General features: G+C 47.8%; 23 protein-coding genes. 16 read left to right on the top strand and 7 right to left on the bottom strand.

The window, feature by feature from the left end:
* Positions 1-88 precede the first annotated feature (88 nt).
* Complete coding sequence (locus tag K3G25_RS15285) at positions 89-1,042, top strand: L-lactate dehydrogenase (protein WP_021495277.1); 954 nt, start codon at positions 89-91, stop codon at positions 1,040-1,042.
* Between the two features lie 41 nt (positions 1,043-1,083).
* On the opposite strand, the gene K3G25_RS15290 is transcribed toward K3G25_RS15285, so the two are convergent.
* Positions 1,084-2,616 (bottom strand): MDR family MFS transporter, encoded by a 1,533-nt coding sequence (locus K3G25_RS15290; RefSeq protein WP_095273265.1) that lies wholly within the window; start codon positions 2,614-2,616, stop codon positions 1,084-1,086.
* A 113-nt stretch (positions 2,617-2,729) separates the two neighbouring features.
* Between K3G25_RS15290 and K3G25_RS15295 the strand changes: the two genes are divergently transcribed.
* The 3 genes from K3G25_RS15295 to K3G25_RS15305 all read left to right on the top strand — a co-directional run bounded on the left by K3G25_RS15295 (position 2,730) and on the right by K3G25_RS15305 (position 4,710).
* Positions 2,730-3,191 carry a MarR family transcriptional regulator gene (locus tag K3G25_RS15295; RefSeq protein ID WP_032872770.1) on the top strand — a complete coding sequence of 154 codons (462 nt, stop codon included), beginning with the start codon at positions 2,730-2,732 and terminating at the stop codon, positions 3,189-3,191.
* A 63-nt stretch (positions 3,192-3,254) separates the two neighbouring features.
* Positions 3,255-3,884, top strand: coding sequence for a LysE family translocator (locus K3G25_RS15300; protein WP_007409057.1), 630 nt, complete (start codon positions 3,255-3,257; stop codon positions 3,882-3,884).
* A 64-nt stretch (positions 3,885-3,948) separates the two neighbouring features.
* Positions 3,949-4,710, top strand: a complete 762-nt coding sequence (locus tag K3G25_RS15305; RefSeq protein WP_100261586.1) for a YqcI/YcgG family protein — start codon at positions 3,949-3,951, stop codon at positions 4,708-4,710.
* 1 nt (position 4,711) lies between these two features.
* On the opposite strand, the gene K3G25_RS15310 is transcribed toward K3G25_RS15305, so the two are convergent.
* On the bottom strand, positions 4,712-6,040 hold the full coding sequence (locus tag K3G25_RS15310) for an amino acid permease (protein WP_014416854.1): 1,329 nt from the start codon (positions 6,038-6,040) through the stop codon (positions 4,712-4,714).
* Positions 6,041-6,164: 124 nt separating this feature from the next.
* Between K3G25_RS15310 and K3G25_RS15315 the strand changes: the two genes are divergently transcribed.
* Positions 6,165-6,761, top strand: a complete 597-nt coding sequence (locus tag K3G25_RS15315; protein ID WP_014416855.1) for a DUF1989 domain-containing protein — start codon at positions 6,165-6,167, stop codon at positions 6,759-6,761.
* Between the two features lie 134 nt (positions 6,762-6,895).
* Positions 6,896-7,714, top strand: coding sequence for an NAD(+) synthase (nadE, locus tag K3G25_RS15320; protein WP_014416856.1), 819 nt, complete (start codon positions 6,896-6,898; stop codon positions 7,712-7,714).
* A 50-nt stretch (positions 7,715-7,764) separates the two neighbouring features.
* Here the strand turns inward: nadE and K3G25_RS15325 are convergent, their stop codons facing one another.
* From K3G25_RS15325 to K3G25_RS15335, 3 genes are all read right to left on the bottom strand, one after another.
* The gene (locus tag K3G25_RS15325) at positions 7,765-8,043 is read right to left on the bottom strand and encodes an antimicrobial peptide LCI (protein WP_232489382.1); all 279 of its coding nucleotides are present in this window, start codon (positions 8,041-8,043) and stop codon (positions 7,765-7,767) included.
* Positions 8,044-8,223: 180 nt separating this feature from the next.
* Positions 8,224-8,817 carry a tunicamycin resistance ATP-binding TmrB gene (tmrB, locus tag K3G25_RS15330; protein ID WP_061861825.1) on the bottom strand — a complete coding sequence of 198 codons (594 nt, stop codon included), beginning with the start codon at positions 8,815-8,817 and terminating at the stop codon, positions 8,224-8,226.
* 53 nt (positions 8,818-8,870) lie between these two features.
* Complete coding sequence (locus K3G25_RS15335; protein ID WP_017419368.1) at positions 8,871-9,659, bottom strand: sugar phosphate isomerase/epimerase family protein; 789 nt, start codon at positions 9,657-9,659, stop codon at positions 8,871-8,873.
* 217 nt (positions 9,660-9,876) lie between these two features.
* Between K3G25_RS15335 and K3G25_RS15340 the strand changes: the two genes are divergently transcribed.
* Positions 9,877-11,187, top strand: a complete 1,311-nt coding sequence (locus K3G25_RS15340; RefSeq protein WP_061861827.1) for an MFS transporter — start codon at positions 9,877-9,879, stop codon at positions 11,185-11,187.
* 125 nt (positions 11,188-11,312) lie between these two features.
* Positions 11,313-11,873: a shikimate kinase gene (locus K3G25_RS15345; protein WP_003156609.1), complete on the top strand. Its 561-nt coding sequence runs from the start codon at positions 11,313-11,315 to the stop codon at positions 11,871-11,873.
* Positions 11,874-11,907: 34 nt separating this feature from the next.
* Here K3G25_RS15345 and K3G25_RS15350 read toward each other — a convergent pair whose 3' ends face one another.
* Positions 11,908-12,669 carry a class I SAM-dependent methyltransferase gene (locus K3G25_RS15350; protein WP_022552555.1) on the bottom strand — a complete coding sequence of 254 codons (762 nt, stop codon included), beginning with the start codon at positions 12,667-12,669 and terminating at the stop codon, positions 11,908-11,910.
* Between the two features lie 116 nt (positions 12,670-12,785).
* Between K3G25_RS15350 and K3G25_RS15355 the strand changes: the two genes are divergently transcribed.
* From K3G25_RS15355 to K3G25_RS15390, 8 genes are all read left to right on the top strand, one after another.
* Positions 12,786-13,733 carry a LysR family transcriptional regulator gene (locus K3G25_RS15355; protein ID WP_022552556.1) on the top strand — a complete coding sequence of 316 codons (948 nt, stop codon included), beginning with the start codon at positions 12,786-12,788 and terminating at the stop codon, positions 13,731-13,733.
* 107 nt (positions 13,734-13,840) lie between these two features.
* Entirely contained in the window at positions 13,841-14,797 is a 957-nt protein-coding gene (gene cah, locus K3G25_RS15360; protein WP_022552557.1) for a cephalosporin C deacetylase, read from the top strand.
* 65 nt (positions 14,798-14,862) lie between these two features.
* Positions 14,863-15,648, top strand: coding sequence for a nucleotidyltransferase domain-containing protein (locus K3G25_RS15365; RefSeq protein WP_232489383.1), 786 nt, complete (start codon positions 14,863-14,865; stop codon positions 15,646-15,648).
* A 187-nt stretch (positions 15,649-15,835) separates the two neighbouring features.
* Positions 15,836-16,747: a proline dehydrogenase family protein gene (locus K3G25_RS15370; RefSeq protein WP_087920787.1), complete on the top strand. Its 912-nt coding sequence runs from the start codon at positions 15,836-15,838 to the stop codon at positions 16,745-16,747.
* A 17-nt stretch (positions 16,748-16,764) separates the two neighbouring features.
* A complete protein-coding gene (pruA, locus tag K3G25_RS15375) occupies positions 16,765-18,312 on the top strand; it encodes an L-glutamate gamma-semialdehyde dehydrogenase (RefSeq protein ID WP_021494193.1) in 1,548 nt (515 codons plus the stop codon).
* Positions 18,313-18,403: 91 nt separating this feature from the next.
* The gene (gene putP / locus K3G25_RS15380; protein ID WP_023356697.1) at positions 18,404-19,858 is read left to right on the top strand and encodes a sodium/proline symporter PutP; all 1,455 of its coding nucleotides are present in this window, start codon (positions 18,404-18,406) and stop codon (positions 19,856-19,858) included.
* Between the two features lie 157 nt (positions 19,859-20,015).
* Entirely contained in the window at positions 20,016-21,251 is a 1,236-nt protein-coding gene (locus K3G25_RS15385; RefSeq protein WP_021494194.1) for a proline utilization transcriptional regulator PutR, read from the top strand.
* A 198-nt stretch (positions 21,252-21,449) separates the two neighbouring features.
* Positions 21,450-22,460, top strand: a complete 1,011-nt coding sequence (locus K3G25_RS15390; RefSeq protein ID WP_232489384.1) for an NAD(P)/FAD-dependent oxidoreductase — start codon at positions 21,450-21,452, stop codon at positions 22,458-22,460.
* 55 nt (positions 22,461-22,515) lie between these two features.
* Here the strand turns inward: K3G25_RS15390 and cobA are convergent, their stop codons facing one another.
* Positions 22,516-23,955, bottom strand: a complete 1,440-nt coding sequence (gene cobA / locus K3G25_RS15395; protein ID WP_191389441.1) for a uroporphyrinogen-III C-methyltransferase — start codon at positions 23,953-23,955, stop codon at positions 22,516-22,518.
* Positions 23,956-23,977 lie beyond the last annotated feature (22 nt).

The raw sequence follows: 23,977 nt of genomic DNA on the forward strand, positions 1-23,977 counted from the left end.
AAAAGTTTGTGAAGTGTTGCACAATATAAATGTGAAATACTTCACAAGATAAAAACAGACACCACGAAACACTGGAGGATGAGCATACATGATGAACGAACGAGTGAACAAAGTAGCATTAATCGGAGCAGGTTTTGTTGGAAGCAGTTATGCATTTGCGTTAATTAACCAAGGGATCACAGATGAGCTTGTGATCATTGATGTAAATAGAGAAAAAGCCATGGGAGATGTCATGGATTTAAATCACGGAAAGGCATTTGCGCCTCATCCGGTCAAAACGTCTTACGGCACATATGAGGATTGCAAGGATGCCGATATCGTGTGCATCTGTGCAGGGGCCAATCAAAAACCGGGCGAAACGAGACTTGAGCTGGTCGAAAAAAATCTCGCCATTTTTAAAAGCATTGTCGGTGAAGTAATGGCAAGCGGATTTGACGGCATCTTTCTCGTTGCCACAAACCCGGTCGACATTCTCACTTATGCGACATGGGCATTCAGCGGCCTTCCGAAAGAACGCGTCATCGGCAGCGGCACGACACTGGATTCTGCGCGATTCCGTTATATGCTGAGTGAATACTTCGGCGCCGCTCCGCAAAACGTACACGCCCACATTATCGGCGAGCACGGCGATACCGAGCTTCCTGTATGGAGTCACGCCAATATCGGCGGAGTGCCGGTGCAGCAATTGCTGGAGAAAAATGCAGCTTACAAACAGGACGAGCTGGATCAGATCGTGGACGATGTGAAAAACGCGGCCTACCATATTATCGAGAAAAAAGGCGCGACATATTACGGAGTGGCGATGAGCCTCGCCCGCATCACAAAAGCGATTTTGCGTAATGAAAACAGCATTTTAACCGTCAGCACATATCTGGACGGCCAATACGGTGTAAACGACGTCTTTATCGGCGTTCCGGCCGTCGTCAATCGGAACGGCATCGCAGGTGTGACGGAACTTGAGCTGAATGAAACAGAACAGGCTCAATTCAGCCGCAGCGCAAACGTGCTGAAAGATATTCTCGCTCCGCATTTCGCAGAGTAAACAAAAAAGCAGTACATGACAAACGCCATGTACTGCTTTTTTTAATTCGCTTTTTTCGCCATTTCCTGAGAGGTTTTTACTCTCGCTTTTCCCATAAACAAAATGGTAACGGCCGCAATGACGATCGGCGCCAGCGCAAGCGTAAATACATATGTGATGCTTTGCGACATGGCGTCAATAATGCGATCCAGAATGTACGGCGGAATATGAGCGCGCGTGCCGGCCTGGAAAATCTCCTGCGGATTTCCGATGTTCTGCATCGCGCCGCCCGCTCCTTTCATGCCGCTGAATGAATCTGTGAGCTTATTGGTAAACACATTCGTCTGGATGGTTCCGAAAATCGTCACACCGAGCGTCATGCCGAATGATCTCAAAAACGAGTTTGTTGAGTTGGCGCTTCCGCGGTAACGCGGCTCCAGATCGTTCATGGACGCAGCCGGCAGCAGTGAGAAGTTAAAGCCGACGCCGAATCCGGAGATCAGCATGAATACCGTCAGCATCGTACGCGCCGTATCCGGTGTCATATTGGAAAGCAGCAGCATTCCGATAAAGAAAGCGACCACGGAAATCAGCATTAAATTGCGGAACCGCACTTTCGTCTGGAAAATTCCGCCGATCATACTTCCGATAACAGAACCGATCATCATCGGCGTCAAAATAAAGCCCGCGCTTGTCGCGGTGCTTCCGTACACAGCCTGAACGAAGATCGGGATAAACACCGCTAAAATGACGAACGTGGCTCCGTAAAGGAACGCCAGAATCTGTGCCGTAGCAAATAAACGGTTTTTAAACATCCAAAATGAGATAATCGGTTCTTCCGCTTTTCTTTCCACAATAAAAAAGGCGATAAAGAACACGGCGAATACAGCGAACAGACCGATGATCTGCACGGAGTTCCAATCATACGTTTTTCCGCCGAGCTCAAGAGCGAACATCAGACCGACAATGGAAACCACCAGCGTGATTGCGCCGGCCCAGTCGATTTTCTGTTTCTTGTGTTCAAGGGACTCTTTATAATAACGCAGAATGAAAAACAATGATAAAATACCGATCGGCACGTTGATGTAAAACACCCAGTGCCAGTTGATGGAGTCGGTAATGAGCGCGCCTAAAAGCGGCCCGAGAACGCTGGACAGGCCGAAAACGGCACCGAACATGCCCGACATTTTTCCGCGTTTTTCCGGCGGAAATAAATCAAAAATGATCGTGAAGGCGATCGGCATCAGCGCGCCTCCCCCGATTCCCTGAATGACGCGGTAAATAATGAGCTGATCCATTGTTTGGGCGATTCCGCATAATGCAGATCCGATTAAGAAAAGAATAAGACCGAATAAAAAGAAACGCTTGCGTCCGTACATATCGGACAGTTTTCCGTAAATCGGCATACCGGCCATAACGGCTACCATGTATGATGCCGTCACCCACGCGAACTTATCGAAACTTCCGAGGTCCGCCACGATATTTCCCATCGCAGTGGCAACGATTGTATTATCCATAGCCGACATTAAAATGCCCAGCAAAAGACCGATGACGACAAACTTCGTCGAGGCGTCCTTCGCGGCTGTTTGTTCCATGCTTTTTCCTCCCATACTTACTTTTGATCATTAAATTTGCTATGATCATATTAGATTTGCCGAAAATTATCTTGATCGTCAAGATAAATTGATTTTATAGGGAGGCCTGTCAGTTGTCAACAAGAAATACCAGAAGCGAGACGGAGGAAACCGCCATACAGTTATTCCGGAAGATGGCCACAAGGACGATCCTTTTTCATCAGGCGGCCGCTCAATCTCTCGGTCTGTTTCCGACCGATTTGAAATCAGCTGATATCTTAAATGAAGCAGGCCCGATGACCGCAGGCGAGCTTGGGAAAAAAACCGGCCTCAGCACAGGTTCGGTAACGGCGCTCATTGACCGGCTCGAAAAAGCGGGATATGTCATGAGGAAAAAAGACCCCGAAGATAAACGGCGGGTGATCATCGTGCCGCTGACAGCAGGAAAAGCGAATGTGAAACAATTGTTCAGCTCCTTATCCCAGTCTACGATCAGCCTTTGCCGGCAATATAAAGAAGAAGAACTGCAGCTGATATTCGATTTTTTAGGAAAAGCGACGGACATGATGGAAGACGAGCTTGAGAAATTAAAATAATGTATCATAGCACGGCCCATTCATGAATAACTTGTACAAGTTGCATGAATGAGGGGGAAGCCAATGAACATCTTTTTAAGCTATATCGTTCTCGGGCTGTCATTGTCAGCACCTGTCGGCCCGGTCAATGCGGCGCAAATTGACAAAGGCATCAAAAACGGCTTTTGGCATGCATGGATTTTCGGTCTTGGCGCCATGGCCGCGGACGGGCTGTATATGATTCTGATCTATTTCGGGCTGTCTCAATTTTTGACCGCTCCTTTTGTAAAAACGTTTTTGTGGCTCTTCGGTTTTTTCGTGCTGACCTATACGGGAGTCGAAACGTTAAAAAATATCAGGGAAGCCATGAATGTCAGAAGCGGAAAAGGAAAACCGGCTTTTTACAAAACATTCGGCGCGGGATTTTTTATTTCTCTTTCCAATCCGCTGAGCATTTTATTCTGGCTCGGCATATACGGGAGCATTCTCGCCAAAACCGCTGAATCCTTCGATGCAAATCAGCTTTTGATTTACAGCTCCGGCATTCTTCTCGGCATTTTGATCTGGGATTTCTGCATGGCGGTTGCCGCGAGCACTTTCAGAAATCTCCTTCATGAAAAAGCGCTCCGCTGGCTGACGGGAGCGGCGGGTGTGTCTTTAATCGTTTTCGGGTTTTATTTCGGATGGCAGGGGATTCAAATGCTCATCTCATAAATAGAAGAGTCACCCATCGCCTATCTCCGTCATAACGTATCATGACGATACTGGAGGTGGGCCGATGGCAAGCGGGCTGTACACAAAAAGTTGCCTTGAGGAAAAGTTATTGGATCTGCCAAATTGGCAGAGAATCGCTTTTGAGCTTCTATCAGAAAAAGTAGGCGATAAAGCGGATACGTTTCCGTGCATTCCCGGACGTCAGGGATTTTTGACAGATCAGCTCCGGATATCCTTTGCGGGTGATCCCCGCGAAGAGGGAACCCCGGAGGAAGTGGGGATGTTGCTGTCAGAGTACGGAAAGATCTCAAGGGATACCGGAAGATACGCGTCGCTGCTTGTGATTTTTGATACGCCTGAGGATTTAGCTGAGCATTATTCCATTGAGGCGTATGAAGAGCTGTTCTGGTCTTTTTTAAACCGGCTGAGCGGCTGCGACCCGAATGACTGGCCGGAAGATATGCCGGAAGACCCTGAACATTATAAATGGGAGTTCTGCTTTGCCGGCGAGTCGTATTTTATTCTGTGCGCGACGCCTGCGCATGAAGCGAGACAAAGCAGAAGCTTCCCGTTTTTTATGCTGGCGTTTCAGCCGAGATGGATTTTCGAAGGATTAAATGATTCAACCGCGTTCGGACGAAACATGAGCCGGCTGATCAGAAAACGCTTAGAGGCGTATGATGAAGCCCCTCTTCATCCCCGATTGGGGTGGTACGGAGGAAAAGACAATTTAGAATGGAAGCAATATTTCCTCCGTGATGATGAAACACAAGTGTCAAAGTGTCCCTTTTCTTATTTGAAAAGACTGTTTAAACCGACGAAATAAGCTATGATCCGGCAGGGCTGTGTCCCTGCTTTTTTTGTACGATCCATGTCACGATCGCAATGACGGCGAGAAAACAAAGGCTGACCAGAAAACCGGGCCGGCTCGATTTCTCAAACAGCGTCCCGGAGACGGCCGCGACAATCAGCACAAGGGCGATAACAATCTGTGCGGTTCCCATCTTTGTCGTTTCGAGCAGTTTCTTGCCCGAGAACAAAATGAACAGCCACGTATAAAGAAGCATGAGGCCCGCCGCGGTTGTCATGTGTTCATATATGTTTTTCGGCAGCACCAGTGACAGGATGATGGAGACGATGAGTCCGGCAAACGTCAATCCGAGCGCAGGCCAGCAGATTTTTTTGTTTTCCTTTAACCTGAAGCATTTCGGCGCATCCCCGTCATCGGCCATTGTACAAAGCAATGTCGTCACGGCAAACAGCGAGGCGACGAGCGTGGAAAATCCCGCAATAATAAAAATCCCGTTAAAAATATCAAGAATGATATCTAAATGAAAACCCTTCAGCGATGTAATAAACGGGCTGTCCTGTTCGGTGAATTTGCCCAGCGGCACTAACAGCAGCGCCAGGCCGAGAGAAATGACGTAAATGACCGCAAGTACGGCAAGCATCAGCCGGCCTGATTTTGAGGCTTCCTCCGGTTTTTTCAAGTGTACGGTCATCAGCCCCAAGACTTCAATTCCTCCGAAGGCGTAAAACGCATAAATCAGTCCCGTCCATAACCCCATCGCTCCGTGCGGGAACAAATCCTTTGATTCGTTCGGCACCTGCACATCCGGTTTATGAGAAAATATACCGCACAGCGCCAATATGGCGATGACGATAAACATAAAAATCGCCGCCGTCTTGACAACAGCGAGCACATTTTCCGTTTTTTGAAAAACGGACAGCCCCGTAAATATAATCAAAAGACCGAGCACCGCATAGATGGAGGCGAAAATCCAAAGCGGCACATTCGGAAACCAATGCTTCGTAAACAGCGAGATCGCTGTCAGCTGGCTTCCCGTGATCAGCATCTCGGACGACCAGTACACCCATCCGTTGCTGAAACCGGCCCAAGTGCCGAAAGCCTTTCTCGCATAAGCGCAAAAAGACCCCTTTTCGGGCTGTTTAGCCGAAAGCTTGGCGAGCTGCTCAAAGACAAAATAGGTGCCAAGCCCGGCAATAAGAAATGAGATCAGCGCGGAATATCCGCTTTTGACAATAGCGATGCTGGACCCGAGAAAAAAGCCCGTCCCGATTGTGCAGCCGACGCCGATTAAGGAGAGCTGCCACCAAGCGAGATTTCCTTTAGGCTGGTCCTGTGATTTACTCATGAAGTTCAACCCCTTTATCAAAGCTTAGATTGCAGCCGTCAGAAGGGGAATATACATCCAATAAATTGCTTTACATGAAACAAACGGCCGGAGTTCATAATAGAAGAAAAAAAGGAGCAGTCTGATGACACAGCAATTTATCGTACCGCCGAAAAAAGGGCTTGGTCTAAAGGTTCACAAAGGGCAGATTATAAAAGTTGTCGATGTGGAAGGACAGCAGGTGGCTGACTTCACGGCGTATCATGCCAAGGACTTTTATGAACATCTTGATCAGGGCGCGACGATTGATGCCAACCAGTCCATTCATGTAAAAACGGGTGATCATATTTATTCGAATTTATACAAGCCGATGCTGACGCTGATTGAGGATACAGTCGGCAAGCATGACCTGCTGCTTCCCGCCTGCCGTCCGGATATGAACAGGCTTTTATACGGAAAGCATAAAGACGAGCTCCAGGATACGTGCTATGACAATATGAGCGGGGCGCTTGAGCCGTTCGGGGTGCCGCGGCCGCATATGCATTACCCATTTGCCATCTTTATGAACACGGTGCTCGATGAGAAGGGGAACTTATCAGTCGAAACGCCTCTTTCTGACGCGGGTGATTATGTACGGCTCCGTGCGGAAATGGATCTCCTCGTCGCGTTTTCATCCTGTCCGATCGAAAAAGGAAAATGCAACGGAGACAGCATCACGGCGCTGCGGGTGGAAATCAGCTGATCCCGGTGTATTTGATTCACTTAAAATCCGCACCTGTGCTATATTTAACAGAGAGTCGTACATAGTGGCATGATTCATTTTCAGCATGAACGGGAAATGAATCATAAAGAAACAATGCAGGAGGAGTGATTGGGATGAGCATCCAGAAACAAATTATGAATGATCTCCATGTAAAGCCCTCAATTGATCCGAAACAAGAAATTGAGGACAGAGTGAACTTTCTGAAACAATATTTGAAAAAAACAGGTGCCAAAGGCTTTGTGCTCGGCATCAGCGGGGGGCAGGATTCCACGCTTGCGGGACGCCTCGCCCAATTGGCGGCTGAAAGCATCAGAGAAGAAGGCGGAAACGCGGAATTTATCGCCGTCCGCCTTCCGCACGGCACACAGCAGGATGAGGATGACGCCCAAATGGCGCTCAAATTCATTAAGCCTGATAAATCTTGGACGTTTGATATTAAGTCCGCTGTCAGCGCGTTCGCTGATCAGTACAAAAAAGACACGGGCGATCAGCTGTCTGACTTTAACAAAGGAAATGTAAAGGCCAGAATGAGAATGATCGCTCAATATGCCATTGGCGGACAAGAGGGGCTGCTTGTCATCGGAACCGACCATGCAGCCGAGGCGGTGACCGGTTTCTTCACGAAATACGGTGACGGCGGAGCTGATCTGCTGCCGCTGACCGGATTAACGAAACGCCAGGGCAGACGTTTATTAGAAGAGCTCGGCGCGCCGGAACGCCTGTATTTGAAATTACCGACGGCCGATCTGCTTGATGAAAAACCGCAGCAGACTGATGAGACCGAACTGGGCATCACATACAATGACATTGATGATTATTTAGAAGGCAAGGACGTTTCTTCCGAAGTGATTGAGGCGCTGGAAAAACGCTACCTCAGTACGGAGCATAAGCGCCAGGTGCCGGCATCAATGTTTGACGATTGGTGGAAATAGAATGAAAAAAACCTCCCTTTTGAAAGGGAGGTTTTTTGTTTATCTCATTTTTATTTATCTACACTTTCATAAATCCCTACCCAATACCCTTTGCTGCTGTCATAGTATTTGCTTTTGAAAATCCACTTTGTTCCATCTAAAACGAAAGAAGCAGCGAAGTTGCCGTTAGGGCTTTGAACGAGTTTGATGGCATTAATGCCGGCATCTGCTTTCGTTGAGATTGGGCTATTTTCCACGGATGCTATTGGTGATGCGGCAAAGGCAGGAGCGGCAGACATCAGTAAGGCAAGAGACAGCGCAGAACCGGTTAACACTTTTTTGAATTTCATTTCGAACACTCCCTTTTCAAATGAAATGTATTACAGTGTTAATAATTAGATGATTATCCATAAAATCCCTTCTGTGTTTCTGAAATTTTTTTCTTCATTTGAAAAAACATCCCTTCAGAGGGACTTTTTATTTATTGATCCATTTGCATGGGTCAGGGACATGTTTTCAAAACGTTTTTTTTATTTGATGCGGATATGATTCAGCTTCACCATCAATCTGTCGGTGAATCTTCGAAGGCTGCCTCTCGAATCAGGCTCAAGAGGCAGATTTGCTTGGGCAGCGATCGTTTCTGCGACCTGCTGAATAGACATTTGGTCTGTATGGAGATGTTCTGTGAAGAGGCTATGAGACAGGCTGTTGATGCAGCGGTCGATTTGTTTTGCGGCCCAGGAGTTTTTTCCTTCCGCTCTGGTACGCAGGCGTTTCAGCAATGTTTCCTTTGAAGCCAGCAGGGTAAAGTGGTGAATGGTCCGGCCATCCTGTCTCAGCCTGCTGATCATGTCATGGAAGTATTGATCGTTCGTAATGGTCATGGGCACAATGATGATGCCCTGATATGTATCTGACAAATAGGAAAGCATGCTGTAATTGAATTCCCGCCACAGAGGGTAGCTTTGAAAGTCATCTTCAGCGATATCCGGCGGTATCATCGAACGCATCGCAAACCCCATCTTTTCAGGATCATATACGTAAGACGGTTTCAGTCTTCTGTGCAGTTCAAACGCTGTTTGTGTTTTTCCGGAACCGAAAGCCCCATTTATCCAAATGATCATCATGATATCCCCCTTTTTCTATATGATACAAAAAAGACCCTTCGATCGAAGAGTCAGCGGGAAAAAACAGACGTATATTCGCGGAGCGATTCCTTTATATGCGTAAAGGCATGTTCTCCAAAATACTCAAGAGAAACAAAACCGTCATATTGTCTGTTCATCAGCTCTTTTAAAAATGCTTTTTGATCGAGATCTCCTTGAAAAATCGGAGTTGGCTTGCTGAGATACCAGTTGTCAAAATTCCAGTGATAGTTTTTCAGATGAATGTGGCTGACGGTATGATACAGTTTTTCTAAAGCGGGCATTTGGTCAACGTGATTGACGTGTAGGTTGGAGCCGTCAAAAATGGTGCGGACCCGCGGATGTCCGACATCCTCCAAAAATGCCAGCGCCGCCTCCGGTGTATCCGCGTACGTATCGTAATGAATCTCAAGCCCGATATCGACTTCATAGTCATCTGCGAGCCGTGCCGCCTGCTGAAATTGATCAACCGCACGTTGCCACTTTTCCGGTGACGTCCGATGCGAAGGAAGATTGCCGGCAAAGACTCTGATCAAGGGACTGTGCAGCTGTCGTGCCGCGCTTAATGCCCTTTGAACATCCTTTAACGCCTGCTTTTCATCCTGAGTGGCGAAGTCAGTGTACAAACTGACGGCAGGCACCCCGATGCCTTCCTCCTGAAGCTGCTGATCAAGCCTGTCGAGCGGGCCGATTTCCTCTATATATTGTTTAGCGTGTCCGTACCACAGTTCGATTCCGTCAAAGGAGTGCTCCTTCGAGAAAGAAATGATGTCGAAAATATGCTTTTTTTTAAATCCTGTCGTGCAAAAACTCAGTTTCATCGGTAATCCTCCCGTAACTGTCTATCATATGTGTACTTTTTCCCCGGGTGCGATACGGATAAACAGGTGAAAAGGGCAGACACTTTTATAAGCGGGGTGTGTCTGCATCAGTTCAGTGCGGCACACAAATTGTTTAGCGCTTTTTTGCGTCAAAGTATTAAATAATTGACCGAAGTGTTGTACAATTAATTTCATTCGAGTAAGGGGGGAGAAGCCATTGAAAAATGAAACGGAGCTGACGGACTTCAGTCCCGTCCGCAATAAACCGACTCGCGCTCGTTATGTGATACTGATTCTTTTGTTTTTTATCACTGCGATTAATTATATAGACCGTGCCAGTGTATCCATCGCCGCCCCGTCCATTCAGACATCGCTGAACATAAGCCCCGCGCTTTTGGGCGTCGTCTTTTCCGCATTCAGCTGGACTTATACGGGAATGCAGATTCCCGGCGGGCTCATTTTGGACAAATTCGGGTCAAAACGGACGTACGGCGTTTCTTTATTGATCTGGTCGGTTTTCACCGGAGTGCAGGCTTTTGCGGCCAGTTTCGGATTTTTATTCGGCTGCCGCCTGATTATCGGGCTGGCTGAATCGCCTGCGTTTCCGGCAAACAACCGGATTGTCACGACATGGTTTCCAAGGCGGGAACGCGCCTTTGCGACGGGTGCTTATACGGCGGGAGAATATGTGGGGCTGGCGTTCGCCACACCGGTTTTATTCTGGGTGTTAACGGCATTTGACTGGCGCGCCGTCTTTATTTCCTCAGGGGTGCTCGGGCTTGTTTTCTCCATTTTCTGGTTCAAAATGTATCACGAGCCGAATCGGTGCCGGAAAGTGAACCGGGAAGAGCTTGATTATATTAGAGAAGGCGGCGGACTGACAGAGGTGTCAGAATCAGCCGGCAGGATCACGTGGCCGGATTTCGTCCAGCTTCTTAAATACCGCAAGCTTGTCGGCTTGTATATCGGCCAATTCGCCGTAGCCTCCACGCTGTTCTTCTTTTTGACATGGTTTCCGACTTATCTGGCGGAGGCAAAGCACATGGCTTTCTTAAAAGTCGGCTTCGCCGCATCAATTCCGTATATCGCCGCCTTTTTCGGCGTATTGTTCGGCGGATATTGGTCTGACGGAATGATGAAACGGGGCGTCTCGGTGAACGTTGCCCGGAAAACGCCCGTCATCCTCGGTCTTCTGCTGACAGGCTCCATCGTGCTCGCGAATGTTACGGATTCTGCTCCTGCGGTTTTGACGATCTTATCCATTGCTTCTTTTGCGCAGGGCATGTCCAATATTTCCTGGACGATGCTGAGTGAGGTGGCGCCAAGCGAAACAATCGGATTGGCAGGAGGCGTGTTTAACTTTTTCGCCAATATGGCCGGTATTATCACCCCGCTTATCATCGGGTTTATCGTTTCTGCGACCGGTTCATATAACGGAGCGATTCTGTTTGTCGGCGCTGTCGCATTTATCGGGGCATTTTCTTATATTTTCATTGTCGGAAAGGTGGAACGCATTAGGCTCCGATAGAAAGAAAAACTCATCTCTTCTTATAAAGGATGGGTTTTCTTTCATTGCATTATCTCTATATTTCAATATTGAGTTATCATATAATAAACATAACTTTTTCATTTCTTAGGAGGATTTCGCCGAAGATGAACGCAAAACGTGCCATTCCCGTAAGAGAAAGAAATATCGTACTGATCGGATTCATGGGTGTCGGAAAGACAACAATCGGCCAGCTGGTCGCTAAGAAATTATACAGAGACTTCATTGATATTGATCTGCAGATTGAGAAAGATTTCAATATGTCCATCCCTGAAATGTTTGAGAAAAAAGGTGAAGCCTTTTTCCGTCAGACCGAAAAGGATTATATATTAGATATCTGCCGCAATACGAAATTCAAAATCGTGTCGCTTGGGGGCGGTTCGTTTAAACAAGAGGAAATCAGACAGTGCTGCCTTGAAAACTGTCTCGTGCTCCATCTTGATTTATCATGGGAGAATTGGAAGCAGCGGGCTGACCTGCTGATTGAAAGCCGTCCCGTTCTGCATAACCGTTCCATGGATGAAATGCAGCAGCTCTTTAACGAGCGCCAAAGCATCTATGATAAACATAATTCAAAAGTGGCGACGGATAATCTGGAACCAGAAGAAATAGCCGATTATATCGTAGAAACGTTAAAAATCGGCTGGGACCTGTATCAGCCGATGTAAAAAAAGCCGTGACGCTGTGAGCGCACGGCTTTTATTATCGTTTTATCCCTTGTATCAATATGGCTTTTAAGCAAAAGGAGTTGGGCTGTCCGTTTTGGTTCAATGTAATACAGAATGTGTCTTGTGCTTCGTCTGATGCGTGATTCAAATGGGTAATGATTTGTTTTTCCCGGTCAGCGGAGGTTCCGCCCCGTTTGATCCAGCTGTCATATTGAATCGGTAAATTCCACTTTTGGATGCCTTGATAGGCCAGTTGGTTGGCGCTGAACATCGCCTGCCATTCTGATAATGAGCATTCTCGAACATGGGAAGGGTCTCGAAGCCGGTTCAACTGATTGACAAACTCATCAAGAACGGGATCTTCAGGCGCGTAATGATCAACTAAAAGAAATTGTCCGTCCTGTTTCAGTACGCGTGCAGCCTCGCTGACGGCTTTGCGGACATCTGAAAAATGGTGGGCTGCGTATCGGCAGGTGATGATATCAAATGAATCGTCGGGGAAGGGAAGTGACTCTGCCGTTCCTTGCTGAAAGCGTACGTTTTCAGCTCCTTTTTCTTGCGCGAAGGAGGACGCAACCTCTACCATCTCTTTCGTCGCATCAATACCGATGCACTCCTGTACATAAGGAGAAAATGCCAGCGCCGTATGGCCGGCACCCGCTCCGATATCCAGCACCCGATGCTCTGCCCGGCATTCCGCCGTTTTGATCATCAACCCCAAATCTCCCCCCTCGGCAAATACCTTTTCATCTCGATACATCTCGGCGTTTTTAGAAAATGGTGTTTCATTTGTCATGTGAACCAGCTCCTTTTTTTGTAAATGATGATATGGATTATGTTAGCAATCTCTGTTATGATTCGTCCAAGATATAAAAATGATAAAAACAATAGGTTCAACCTATGGAGGCTGAAATGGATATTAAAGTGATGGAATACGCAGCGGAAATCGCCCGGCACCAAAGCTTTACAAAAGCGGCGGAGCATCTTCATATCGCTCAGCCGTCTCTCAGCCAGCAAATCAAAAAGCTTGAGGCTGAGCTGGGGCTTACTCTTTTTCACAGATCCCGCGGCTCTGTTACACTGACACCTCACGGCAGGCGTTTCATTGAAAAAGCCGAGGACATCATTCGTTCCAGAAATGACTTGCTCCGGGAGATGCAGGAGCGCTCGCAAGGACTGGAGCAAAAGCTTTCGATTGGGATTCCTGCTGTAACAGGGAGATACCTCTTTCCCCCGCTGCTGAAGCAGTTTTTGGCGCGCTATCCCCATGTGAAGGTTCAGCTTGTTGAAAAAGATCCTGTTTCATTAGAGGAAATGACGGCAAAGGGAGAGGTTGACCTTTCTGTTTTATCCTTGCCGATAGAAGATGAACGGCTCTCCATTACACCCTTGCTCACGGAACCGATTGTTCTCGCAGTGCCGAAGGAAAAGCAAAGATGGATGCCGCCGGAAATGATCGCGCTGATTGAGAAAGCGCTGGAAGGCAAGGAGGGCCGCCAGCCGTGCGTGCCGCTTGACATGGTCAGGCAGGTTCCATTTATTCTGTTAAAAGAGGGCTTCGGCTTTCGCAGAACAGTTCTCGACCTCTGTGCGGAAAGCGGCTTTAAGCCGAATGCTGCCTTTAAGACGAGCCATATTGAAACCGCCCAATCCCTTGTGGCTAACGGATTAGGTGTGACAATGGCGCCGAATATGGTCAGAAGGGATAAAGATCCGGGTGTGATCTATTTATCGATTCAATCCGCGCCATCACGAACCCTCGTCTTTGTCTTTTTAAAGAACCGCTATGTCAGTCTGACAGCCCAGGCCTTTATGGAACTGAGCCGGGAAAGTCTTAAACAAACGTTTGCTAAAAAGTGAATGCGTCCGCCGATAAATTCACAAAAATGTTTAGAAAATGAGTGTAAAATCGTGTTAAGATAGAGTCAGAAAATTAAATCTTATAAAACAAAGGAGAATAATCGGATATGCAATTATACGACTTGCCGCTCGACCAACTGCAAACCTATAAACCAAATAAAACCGCTCCTCATGACTTTTCGGATTTTTGGGCATCATCATTACATGAGCTTGCAAAGGAAGAGGCAAAGCCTGAATTGAAGGCTGAAAGCTACCCGGCTGACGGCGTGAAAGTATTCCGGCTGACATACCGAAGCTTCGGCAAGGCGGAAATTGAGGGATGGTACGCCGTTCCCGACCGGCAAGGACCGCATCCGGCCATCGTGAAATATCACGGCTATAACGCGAGCTATGACGGGGATATACATGACATCGTAAATTGGGCGCTTCACGGATATGCCGCGTTCGGCATGCTTGTCCGCGGTCAGCACAGCAGCACAGATACAAGCGTCTCACCGCACGGACACGTTCCCGGCTGGATGACGAAAGGGATTTTAGATAAAGATACATATTATTACCGAGGCGTGTACTTAGACGCCGTCCGGGCTTTGGAAGTCATCAGCGGCTTTGATGAAGTGGATGAAACGAGGATCGCCGTCATCGGCGGGAGCCAGGGAGGCGGCCTTTCAATCGCCGCGGCGGCACTATCTGATATTCCGAGAGCGGTTGCGGCCGATTATCCTTATTTAAGCAATTTTGAGCGGGCCATTGATGTCGCTCTTGATGAGCCGTATCTTGAGATTAACTCCTTTTTCAGAAAGAACGGCAGCCCTGAAACGGAGAAGACCGCGATGAATACACTGGCCTATTTTGATATCATGAATCTGGCGGACCGCGTAAAAGTTCCGGTGCTCATGTCCATCGGGCTGATTGACCGCGTGACTCCGCCGTCGACGGTGTTTGCCGCTTACAATCATCTGGAAACGGAAAAAGAATTGAAGGTTTACCGGTATTTCGGACATGAATACATACCTTCTTTCCATACGGAAAAGCTGGCCTTTCTGAAAGCGCATCTGAAAGGCTGACGACAGCGAAAAGCCCAAGTACTTGGGCTTTTTTCAGGAATGATCACGGAAAAGGACGGATACAGATGGAACAAAGGATCATCGAAGAATTAAAACGAATTGAAGAACAGCACGGCGTCAAGGTGCTTTACGCCGTAGAATCAGGGAGCCGCGCATGGGGATTTCCGTCAAGCGACAGCGACTACGATGTACGGTTTCTCTATGTGCCGAAAAAAGAATGGTACTTTTCGATCGAACCGCATAGGGATGTCATAGAAGAGCCGATTCATGACATGCTTGACATCAGCGGCTGGGAACTGAGAAAAGCGCTTAGGCTTTTTAAAAAATCAAATCCGCCTCTTTTGGAATGGCTCTCTTCGGAGATGATCTATTATGAAGCTTTCTCAGCGGCTGAAAAGCTTCGAAAACTGAAAATCCGCGCCTTTTCGCCTGAAGCCGGCATCTATCATTATCTCAATATGGCAAAACGGAATGAAAAAACGGAACTGCGGGGCAGTGAAGTGAAGATTAAAAAGTATTTTTACGTTCTGCGTCCTCTCCTTGCCTGCAGATGGATTGAAACATTCGGCTCCGTACCGCCGATGTCATTTCCCGAACTGGCCGATGCCTTATTGACGGATGAAGCGCTCATTTCTGAAATCAATACACTGCTTACAAGGAAAAAAAGCGGTCAGGAGCTGGCTCCGGAACCGAGAAATACGATCATTCATGCATTTATAGAAGAAGAAATAGAACGCATCGGGCACTATGTCAAAACGATCAAAACGCCGAAACCTGACATAACGGAGGAACTGAATCGGCTATTGATTCAGACCGTCGAAGAGGCGTGGGAGGAAAAAGGCGGAAATTGACGATTGCCGTCATTTCCGTCCGCCTTTTTTCGGCATAATCCGCCTGCTATCTAAGAAGCTGATTGTGGTAAAACCACAAAAATTTATCAGAATCTTTGTATTTTTAGAATATTGTGAGAGGATGTTTTGTCCATTTACAATAGACTCATACAAATACTTCTTAGATTGCGGGGTGTTAAGGTTGGAAGTGATTACAAGAGATTTTTTCTTATTTTTATCCAAGAGCAGCTTTCTCAATAAGATGGCGCGAAGCTGGGGAAGCCGTGTGGCAGCCGGCAAAATCATCGGAGGAATGGATTTCCGCAGTTCTATCCCGACAATCCGACATTTGAACAGCCAGGGGCTGTCAGTTACTGTCGATCATTTGGGGGAATTTGTCAACAGCGGTGATGTCGCGAAAGAACGCACCGAGGAGTGCATGCAGACCATCGCCTTAATCGCTGATGAACAGCTGAATTCCCAAGTGTCATTAAAAATGACGTCTTTAGGTCTTGATATAGATCTCGATCTCGTCTATGAAAATATGACGAAAATCCTCCAGACGGCTGAAAAACATAAAGTCATGGTGACGATTGACATGGAAGATGAAACGAGATGCCAGAAGACGCTGGATATCTTTAAAGACTTCCGGAGCCGGTATGAATATGTTAGCACCGTGGTGCAGGCTTATCTGTACAGAACGGAGAAGGATCTTGATGACCTCAGCCCGCTGAATCCGTTTCTGCGGCTTGTCAAAGGGGCCTATAAAGAATCGGAAAAGGTGGCCTATCCTGAAAAAAGCGACGTCGATGAAAATTATAAAAGACTCATCCGCAAACAGCTTTTAAAAGGACATTATACGGCAGTTGCCACGCATGATGACAAAATGATCGAGTTTACAAAACAGCTTGCCAAAGAGCACGGCATTCCAAACGACCGTTTTGAGTTTCAGATGCTGTACGGCATGCGCTCGCAAACCCAGCTCAGCTTGGTGGAAGAAGGATACCGCATGAGAGTCTACCTGCCTTACGGGGATGACTGGTACGGCTATTTCATGAGACGGCTCGCCGAACGCCCCTCAAACATCGCATTCGCCTTTAAAGGGATGACTAAGAAGTAAAAAAGGGAGAGATGACAATGACTACACCTTATAAACACGAACCATTCACAAATTTCCAAGATCAATCGAACGTTGAAGAATTTAAGAAAGCGCTTGCGACGGTAAATGAGTATCTGGGAAAAGATTATCCGCTTGTCATCAACGGTGAAAAGGTAGAGACGGAAGCGAAAATCGTTTCAATCAATCCGGCTGATAAAGAAGAAGTCGTCGGAAAAGTGTCAAAGGCGTCCCAGGAGCACGCTGAGCAAGCGATTGAAGCAGCTGCGAAAGCGTTCGAAGAGTGGAGATACACCTCCCCTGAAGAAAGAGCGGCCGTTTTGTTCCGCGCAGCTGCCAAAGTCCGCCGCAGAAAGCACGAATTCTCCGCCCTGCTCGTCAAGGAAGCGGGAAAACCTTGGAACGAAGCTGATGCGGATACGGCGGAAGCCATCGACTTTATGGAATACTACGCGCGCCAAATGGTTGAATTGGCAAAAGGCAAGCCGGTCAACAGCCGCGAAGGCGAGAAAAACCAATATGTCTACACACCGACCGGCGTAACGGTCGTCATTCCGCCATGGAACTTCCTCTTTGCGATTATGGCGGGAACGACGGTGGCACCGATCGTAACGGGCAACACGGTCGTTCTTAAACCGGCAAGCGCGACACCGGTCATCGCGGCGAAATTCGTAGAAGTGCTTGAGGAATCAGGTCTTCCGAAGGGCGTTGTCAACTTTGTGCCGGGAAGCGGAGCGGAAGTGGGAGACTACCTCGTCGATCACCCGAAAACAAGCATCATTACGTTTACGGGATCACGTGAAGTCGGTACGAGAATTTTCGAACGCGCGGCGAAAGTGCAGCCGGGACAGCAGCATTTGAAACGCGTCATTGCAGAAATGGGCGGTAAAGATACGGTTGTCGTTGACGAAGATGCGGACATTGAATTGGCGGCTCAATCCATCTTTACATCAGCATTCGGCTTCGCGGGACAAAAATGTTCTGCAGGTTCACGTGCAGTTGTCCATGAAAAAGTGTATGATCAAGTATTAGAGCGCGTCATCGAAATCACTGAATCAAAAGTGACGGCAAGCCCTGACAGCGCTGACGTGTATATGGGACCTGTCATCGACCAAGGTTCTTACGACAAGATCATGAGCTACATTGAAATCGGAAAAGAAGAAGGCCGTTTAGTAAGCGGCGGCACCGGAGATGATTCAAAAGGCTACTTTATTAAGCCGACGATCTTCGCTGACCTTGATCCGAAAGCCAGACTCATGCAGGAAGAAATTTTCGGGCCTGTCGTGGCATTTTCTAAAGTGTCAAACTTTGATGAAGCTTTAGAAGTGGCAAATAATACTGAATATGGTCTGACAGGCGCGGTCATTACAAACAACCGCAAACATATTGAACGGGCGAAACAGGAATTCCATGTCGGCAACCTGTACTTCAACCGCAATTGTACGGGAGCGATTGTCGGCTACCATCCGTTCGGAGGCTTCAAAATGTCCGGCACTGATTCAAAAGCGGGCGGCCCGGATTATTTGGCCCTCCACATGCAGGCGAAAACAATCAGTGAAACGTTTTAAGAGGGACTGAATGGGCATCCTCCTCGCGGGGGGTGTCCATTTCACCATAAACATATAAAGCGGAGGAGGAAATGCCATAGCAAACATTCAGTTGATTATTTCCATTTGTATTTATATGGCGGGCATGCTGTTTATCGGTTATTTCGCCTACAGACGGACGTCAAATCTGACGGATTACATGCTCGGGGGGCGTTCTTTAGGCCCTGCCGTCACAGCGCTCAGCGCGGGAGCGGCGGATATGAGCGGATGGCTCTTGATGGGGCTTCCGGGCGCTATGTTCTCGACAGGATTAAGCGGCGCTTGGATTGTGCTCGGGCTTGTGCTCGGGGCGTGGGCGAACTGGCTTTTCGTGGCGCCGAGACTGAGAACGTATACCGAAAAAGCGGGGAATTCCATCACCATTCCGGGTTTCCTTGAAAACCGTTTCGGTGATCATACGAAGCTTCTCAGACTGTTTTCGGGTCTTGTCATTCTCGTCTTTTTCACATTTTACGTATCATCCGGCATGGTATCCGGAGGCGTCTTATTCAACAGCATTTTAGGGTTGAATTACCACACGGGACTGTGGGTCGTGACAGGCGTCGTTGTCGCCTACACCTTGTTCGGGGGCTTTTTGGCGGTAAGCTGGACGGACTTTGTCCAAGGGATCATTATGTTTGCGGCGCTTATTCTCGTGCCGATTGTGACGATTTTTCATACGGGCGGACCGGGGGAAACCGTTGCCGATATCCGTTCCGTCAACCCGGAACTGTTTAACATGTTCAAAGGGACGACCGTCCTCGGCATTATTTCTTTATTTGCGTGGGGGCTCGGCTATTTCGGGCAGCCGCATATTATTGTGCGCTTTATGGCGATCACATCTGTGAAAGAAATCAAACGCGCCAGACGGATCGGAATGGGATGGATGATTTTGTCTGCACTAGGCGCGCTGTTTACGGGTCTTGCGGGAATCGCGTATTACCATCAGCACGGACTGAAGCTGGCTGATCCGGAAACCATTTTTATTCAGCTCGGCAACATTCTGTTCCACCCGATTATTACGGGATTTCTCATTTCTGCGATTTTAGCGGCCATTATGAGTACGATTTCGTCTCAGCTGCTCGTTACGTCCAGTTCTTTAGTAGAGGATTTGTATAAGTCCATGTTCAGGCGTTCGGCTTCTGATAAGGAACTCGTATTTCTGGGGAGAATGGCAGTGCTTGCGGTGTCAATCATCGCTTTGGTGCTCGCTTGGGAGAAAAACAACACGATACTTGGTCTTGTCAGCTATGCATGGGCGGGATTCGGCGCTTCATTCGGGCCGGTCGTACTGCTCAGTTTATTTTGGAAACGGATGACGAAATGGGGGGCACTCGCCGGCATGATTGCGGGAGCGATTACCGTAATCATTTGGGCGAATGCCGGTCTTTCAGACTTTTTGTACGAAATCATTCCGGGCTTTGCTGTAAGCCTTGCCGCTGTATTTGTCGTCAGCTTATTGACACAGGCTCCGTCAAAAGATGTCACAGATCAGTTTCATGAGTACCGTGATACACTTTCTCAATAAAAGCAAGGAACGAGAGGAAGAAGGGACCGCCCTTTTTCCTCTTTTCACGATACAGGCTTTCGGATCGTGCCGTTTTGGGAATATGTGAATTTTTTTCTATACAAAAAGTCACCCCGCAGAGTATGATAAAGATAAAAAGAGCATAGGAGAAATAGGTATGGAAGAGCTTTTAGAGAGAGTTTTTTCATTTACGGACATTGATAAATTAATTGATTTCATCAGTTATGAATTGCAGAAGCCCGTTATTCTGGAAAGCGCGGATTTCTTTTTGCTTGCCTATAATTCTTATTACATTAATCACTTCGACTCCGCCAACCAGCAGACGATATTTTCAAAAAAATGCCCCGTGCAGATTTTTGAAAGGTTTCTGAAAGACGGGGTGATCGAAAAGCTGAAAACCGTTCCTGAACCGTTCCGTGTCGAAAAAATAGACAGTATCGGACTGAATCAGAGAGTGGTTGTAAGCGCAAAACATAAAGGGGAAGTGATGGGCTACATCTGGATTCAGGAGCTTGACCGAAACTTGACGGACGAGGAGCTCGATTTTTTATATGAAACTTCATTCCATGTCGGAAAAATCATCTATAAAACGAACCGGCTGAAACAGGAAAAAGAAGAGAGAGCGGAAGACCTGGTGAAACGGGCGATCTTTCAGCAATTCTCCTCTGAAAAGGAGTTCAGGCGGGAAGCGGAAAAGATGAACGCCGTGCTGCCGTCGGTTTTTTCGGTAGTCGTCCTGCACGCCGCAAATGGGGATGGGGAGGCAGTCGAAGATGTGAAGGAAAATATCAAATCGTACTTGAATTTGCGGGATAAAGTCAGTCACGTCTTAACCATTGATTCCAATATTGTCATCGTCGTCGCAAGCTTCTCGCAAAAAAGCTCCGGCACTTCGGCAGCATCTGAATTCATCCACAAACTGCTGACTCATTTTCACTTTCAGAAGATCCCCACTCCCATCTATATCGGAATCGGCAATGAATACAGCAGCATCCTGAAGCTCGGCAAAAGTTATATAGAGGCCCTTGAAGTCATAAAGGCCGCCGAAATTACCGGAAACCAGGAAAATATCCCGTACGAATACAGTAAGCTCGGGATTTACCGCTATCTTGAAAGCATCGAAGAAAAAAACGCCTCACTGGAATATGTAAACAATGATTTAGCGTTATTAAAAGCCAAAGACAGAGAAAGCAGTACAGAACTGCTGAAAACGTTAGAAATCTATCTCCTCAATAACTGCAAAACAAAACCAGCCGCAGAACAGCTTTTTATTCATCAAAACACATTGAACTACCGTATCAAACAGATTCTTGACATGACATCAATTAATTTAAACGACTTCAGGACAAGGTGCCAGCTGTATCTCGATATCATGCTGATGAAAAAGAGATAAAAAAGAAACCAGTCGCCGTACTGGTTTCAGTTTTAATACCTTCCCGCTTATCAATCTCAGAACCTCACTTCTGAATCACTCCTTTCCCGCAAGATGAGAAATGAATAAACACTGATCCTCAATATGTGTTATACTTTCATTGATATTGATTCTCAATTAAAAATTTATGAAGTATAGATATAAACGGGAGGCACAACGATGGCGGAAAATCATGAGGTGTACGACGTCACGATTATAGGCGGAGGCCCGATCGGCCTGTTTGCGGCTTTTTATTGCGGGATGCGCGAGCTGAAAACGAAAGTGATCGAGTTTTTGCCGCGGCTCGGAGGGAAAGTGTCTATGTTTTTCCCTGAAAAAATCATCCGTGATATCGGCGGAATACCCGGGATTGCCGGAGAACAGCTGATTAAGCAGCTGAAGGAGCAGGCGGCGACATTTGAGCCGGATATCGTGTTGAATCAGCGGGTGACCGGATTTGAACGGCTGGAGGACGGAACCATTGTGCTGGAAAGTTCCGAAGGGGAAAAGCACTATACACGCACGGTGATTTTGGCCGTCGGCATGGGGACGCTTGAGGTCAATGAACTTGACAGCGCGGATGCGAGCCGTTATTCGGGAAAGAACCTTCATTATAAGGTGGAGAAGCTGGATGCGTTTCAGGGGAAGCATGTCGTGATTTCCGGAGGAGGAGATACCGCGGTTGACTGGGCGAATGAGCTGGAACCGATTGCGGCGTCTGTTACCGTCTTGCACCGCAGGGAGGAGTTCGGCGGTTTGGAAAGCAGCGTGGCGAAAATGAAGCGGTCTTCCGTGCGGGTGCTTGCGCCGTATCGTCTGAAGCATCTCAACGGCACCGGAGAACTGATCGAGAGCGTCACCGTTTGCCAAACTGAGTCCGGACTTTCTGAAGTCATCAAGCTTGATGAGCTCATTATCAACCACGGGTTTAAAATTGATCTCGGTCCGATGAAGGACTGGGGGCTTGAGATAGAAGAAGGCAGGATTAAAGCTGATAGACATATGCGGACGAATCTTTCGGGCGTGTTTGTCGCCGGTGACGCCGCCCATTATGAAAGCAAGCTCAGATTGATTGCAGGCGGTTTCACGGAGGGGCCGACCGCCGTGAACAGCGCCAAAGCCTATTTGGACCCGCAGGCGGATCAGATGGCGATGTATTCGACTCATCATAAAAAATTGGTGACACAATAAAAAAGGGCTGACCCCCGATGTTGAGTCTGGGGGGTCAGAAAAGCATTCCGGCGTATCAGCTGTGAACGAGCATGTCTTTCATTTCATTTCGTATAAACGCAAATAACTGCTCCTGGTTTTTCACAGCGGTAAACCCGCAGCCGGCGGGGACGTCTTCGCCCATGCAGATGACGGGAGGGCGGTTTGCCGACGGATCCGGTGATATGCCGATTTGTTTTCCGGCGCTGATCAAATGCTGAGCGGATTCTTTGCCCGTACAGATAATCATTTGCAGAGGAGACTCACTGATCGTGCGTTCGATCATGGAAGTGAACCGCTCATCTGCGATATGTTCATGGGTGATATAAAGCGGGCATGATTTTGAGTCTGACAAGTTTTCTGCTGCTTGACGGCTTCCTACAATGAGCGAATGCGGAGAATCAATTTGACATTCGGATAGGAGAAAGCCCCGTTTTGTCAGTTCCGTCTTTGCGGCCTCAGTTGCTGCATTCAGGCTTGCGGTCACCCGGCGGATGTCGATCTGCTTGAAAGCCAGTGTGTCAAAGAATTCGCATACCGCAAGGCGCGATGTGAAAAATAGTTGTTCAAAGGCGCTGATCTGTTTCAGGATGTTTTCGTTTGCGGGCATTTTTTTAACGATCCGCTTCGGCCATTCAATAACATCGGCGCCATACTCGCGCAGCTTGTCTGTCAATGTATGTTCTTCATCGCCATGAGTGACAACCATGATATGCCGCCCGATGAACGGTTTGCTTTCAAACCAGCTGTGTGTTTGAAAATTGACAATATCACCGATGACGATAATGGCAGGGTTGGTGATGTTTTGGCTTTGAACTTTTTCATGGATATCCTGAAGCGTTCCTTTAACGCTCCGCTGCCGCCCCCACGTCCCCCATTGAATGACGAGTACGGGAACGGAAGGGGATTTTCCGTACTCCGTAAGCTGCCGGCATATAAATGACAGATTTTTAACGCCCATGTAAAACACAAGCGTTTGAACGCTTCGGGCAAGCCCTTCCCAGTCGAGATTCGGCCTGCCTTGCAATGATGTATCATGAGCGGTGATCATCGCGAAGGACGAAGCGAAATCACGATGGGTGACGGGGACTCCCGCATACAGCGGCGCTGCGATTCCCGAGGTGATGCCGGGCACCATTTCGTAGCGGATGCCGTGCTGATGAAGCGCCTCTGCTTCTTCGCCGACTCTGCCGAACACACTTGGGTCTCCGCCTTTCAAGCGGACGACGGTGCAGCCCTCCGCCGCTTTTTCAATCAGCAGGGCATTTATCTCAGACTGTTTCATAAAATGGCGGTCGGGCAGCTTTCCGCAATAAATGAACCGGCAGTCCGGTGAGGCATATTCAAGAAACTTTGGGTTTGCGAGCCGGTCATACAAAATAATATCCGCTTTCTCCAGAGCCTGTTTTCCTTTTACGGTGATCAGCCCCGGGTCTCCTGGGCCGGCACCGACAAAATATACGATTCCGTTTTTCATGATGGCGTCATCCCTTCAGCAA

Origin of the sequence: Bacillus sp. FCW2, assembly GCF_021228595.1 — a bacterium.
Classification (GTDB): Bacteria; Bacillota; Bacilli; order Bacillales; family Bacillaceae; genus Bacillus; species Bacillus velezensis.

Excerpts from the sequence above, each read along its gene's own strand:
- K3G25_RS15285 (WP_021495277.1), top strand. The coding sequence starts at position 89 with ATGATGAACGAACGAGTGAACAAAGTAGCATTAATCGGAGCAGGTTTT.
- K3G25_RS15290 (WP_095273265.1), bottom strand. The coding sequence starts at position 2,616 with ATGGAACAAACAGCCGCGAAGGACGCCTCGACGAAGTTTGTCGTCATC.
- K3G25_RS15300 (WP_007409057.1), top strand. The coding sequence starts at position 3,255 with ATGAACATCTTTTTAAGCTATATCGTTCTCGGGCTGTCATTGTCAGCA.
- K3G25_RS15305 (WP_100261586.1), top strand. The coding sequence starts at position 3,949 with ATGGCAAGCGGGCTGTACACAAAAAGTTGCCTTGAGGAAAAGTTATTG.
- K3G25_RS15310 (WP_014416854.1), bottom strand. The coding sequence starts at position 6,040 with ATGAGTAAATCACAGGACCAGCCTAAAGGAAATCTCGCTTGGTGGCAG.
- K3G25_RS15315 (WP_014416855.1), top strand. The coding sequence starts at position 6,165 with ATGACACAGCAATTTATCGTACCGCCGAAAAAAGGGCTTGGTCTAAAG.
- nadE (WP_014416856.1), top strand. The coding sequence starts at position 6,896 with ATGAGCATCCAGAAACAAATTATGAATGATCTCCATGTAAAGCCCTCA.
- K3G25_RS15325 (WP_232489382.1), bottom strand. The coding sequence starts at position 8,043 with ATGAAATTCAAAAAAGTGTTAACCGGTTCTGCGCTGTCTCTTGCCTTA.
- tmrB (WP_061861825.1), bottom strand. The coding sequence starts at position 8,817 with ATGATCATTTGGATAAATGGGGCTTTCGGTTCCGGAAAAACACAAACA.
- K3G25_RS15335 (WP_017419368.1), bottom strand. The coding sequence starts at position 9,659 with ATGAAACTGAGTTTTTGCACGACAGGATTTAAAAAAAAGCATATTTTC.
- K3G25_RS15345 (WP_003156609.1), top strand. The coding sequence starts at position 11,313 with ATGAACGCAAAACGTGCCATTCCCGTAAGAGAAAGAAATATCGTACTG.
- K3G25_RS15350 (WP_022552555.1), bottom strand. The coding sequence starts at position 12,669 with ATGACAAATGAAACACCATTTTCTAAAAACGCCGAGATGTATCGAGAT.
- K3G25_RS15355 (WP_022552556.1), top strand. The coding sequence starts at position 12,786 with ATGGATATTAAAGTGATGGAATACGCAGCGGAAATCGCCCGGCACCAA.
- cah (WP_022552557.1), top strand. The coding sequence starts at position 13,841 with ATGCAATTATACGACTTGCCGCTCGACCAACTGCAAACCTATAAACCA.
- K3G25_RS15365 (WP_232489383.1), top strand. The coding sequence starts at position 14,863 with ATGGAACAAAGGATCATCGAAGAATTAAAACGAATTGAAGAACAGCAC.
- pruA (WP_021494193.1), top strand. The coding sequence starts at position 16,765 with ATGACTACACCTTATAAACACGAACCATTCACAAATTTCCAAGATCAA.
- K3G25_RS15385 (WP_021494194.1), top strand. The coding sequence starts at position 20,016 with ATGGAAGAGCTTTTAGAGAGAGTTTTTTCATTTACGGACATTGATAAA.
- K3G25_RS15390 (WP_232489384.1), top strand. The coding sequence starts at position 21,450 with ATGGCGGAAAATCATGAGGTGTACGACGTCACGATTATAGGCGGAGGC.
- cobA (WP_191389441.1), bottom strand. The coding sequence starts at position 23,955 with ATGAAAAACGGAATCGTATATTTTGTCGGTGCCGGCCCAGGAGACCCG.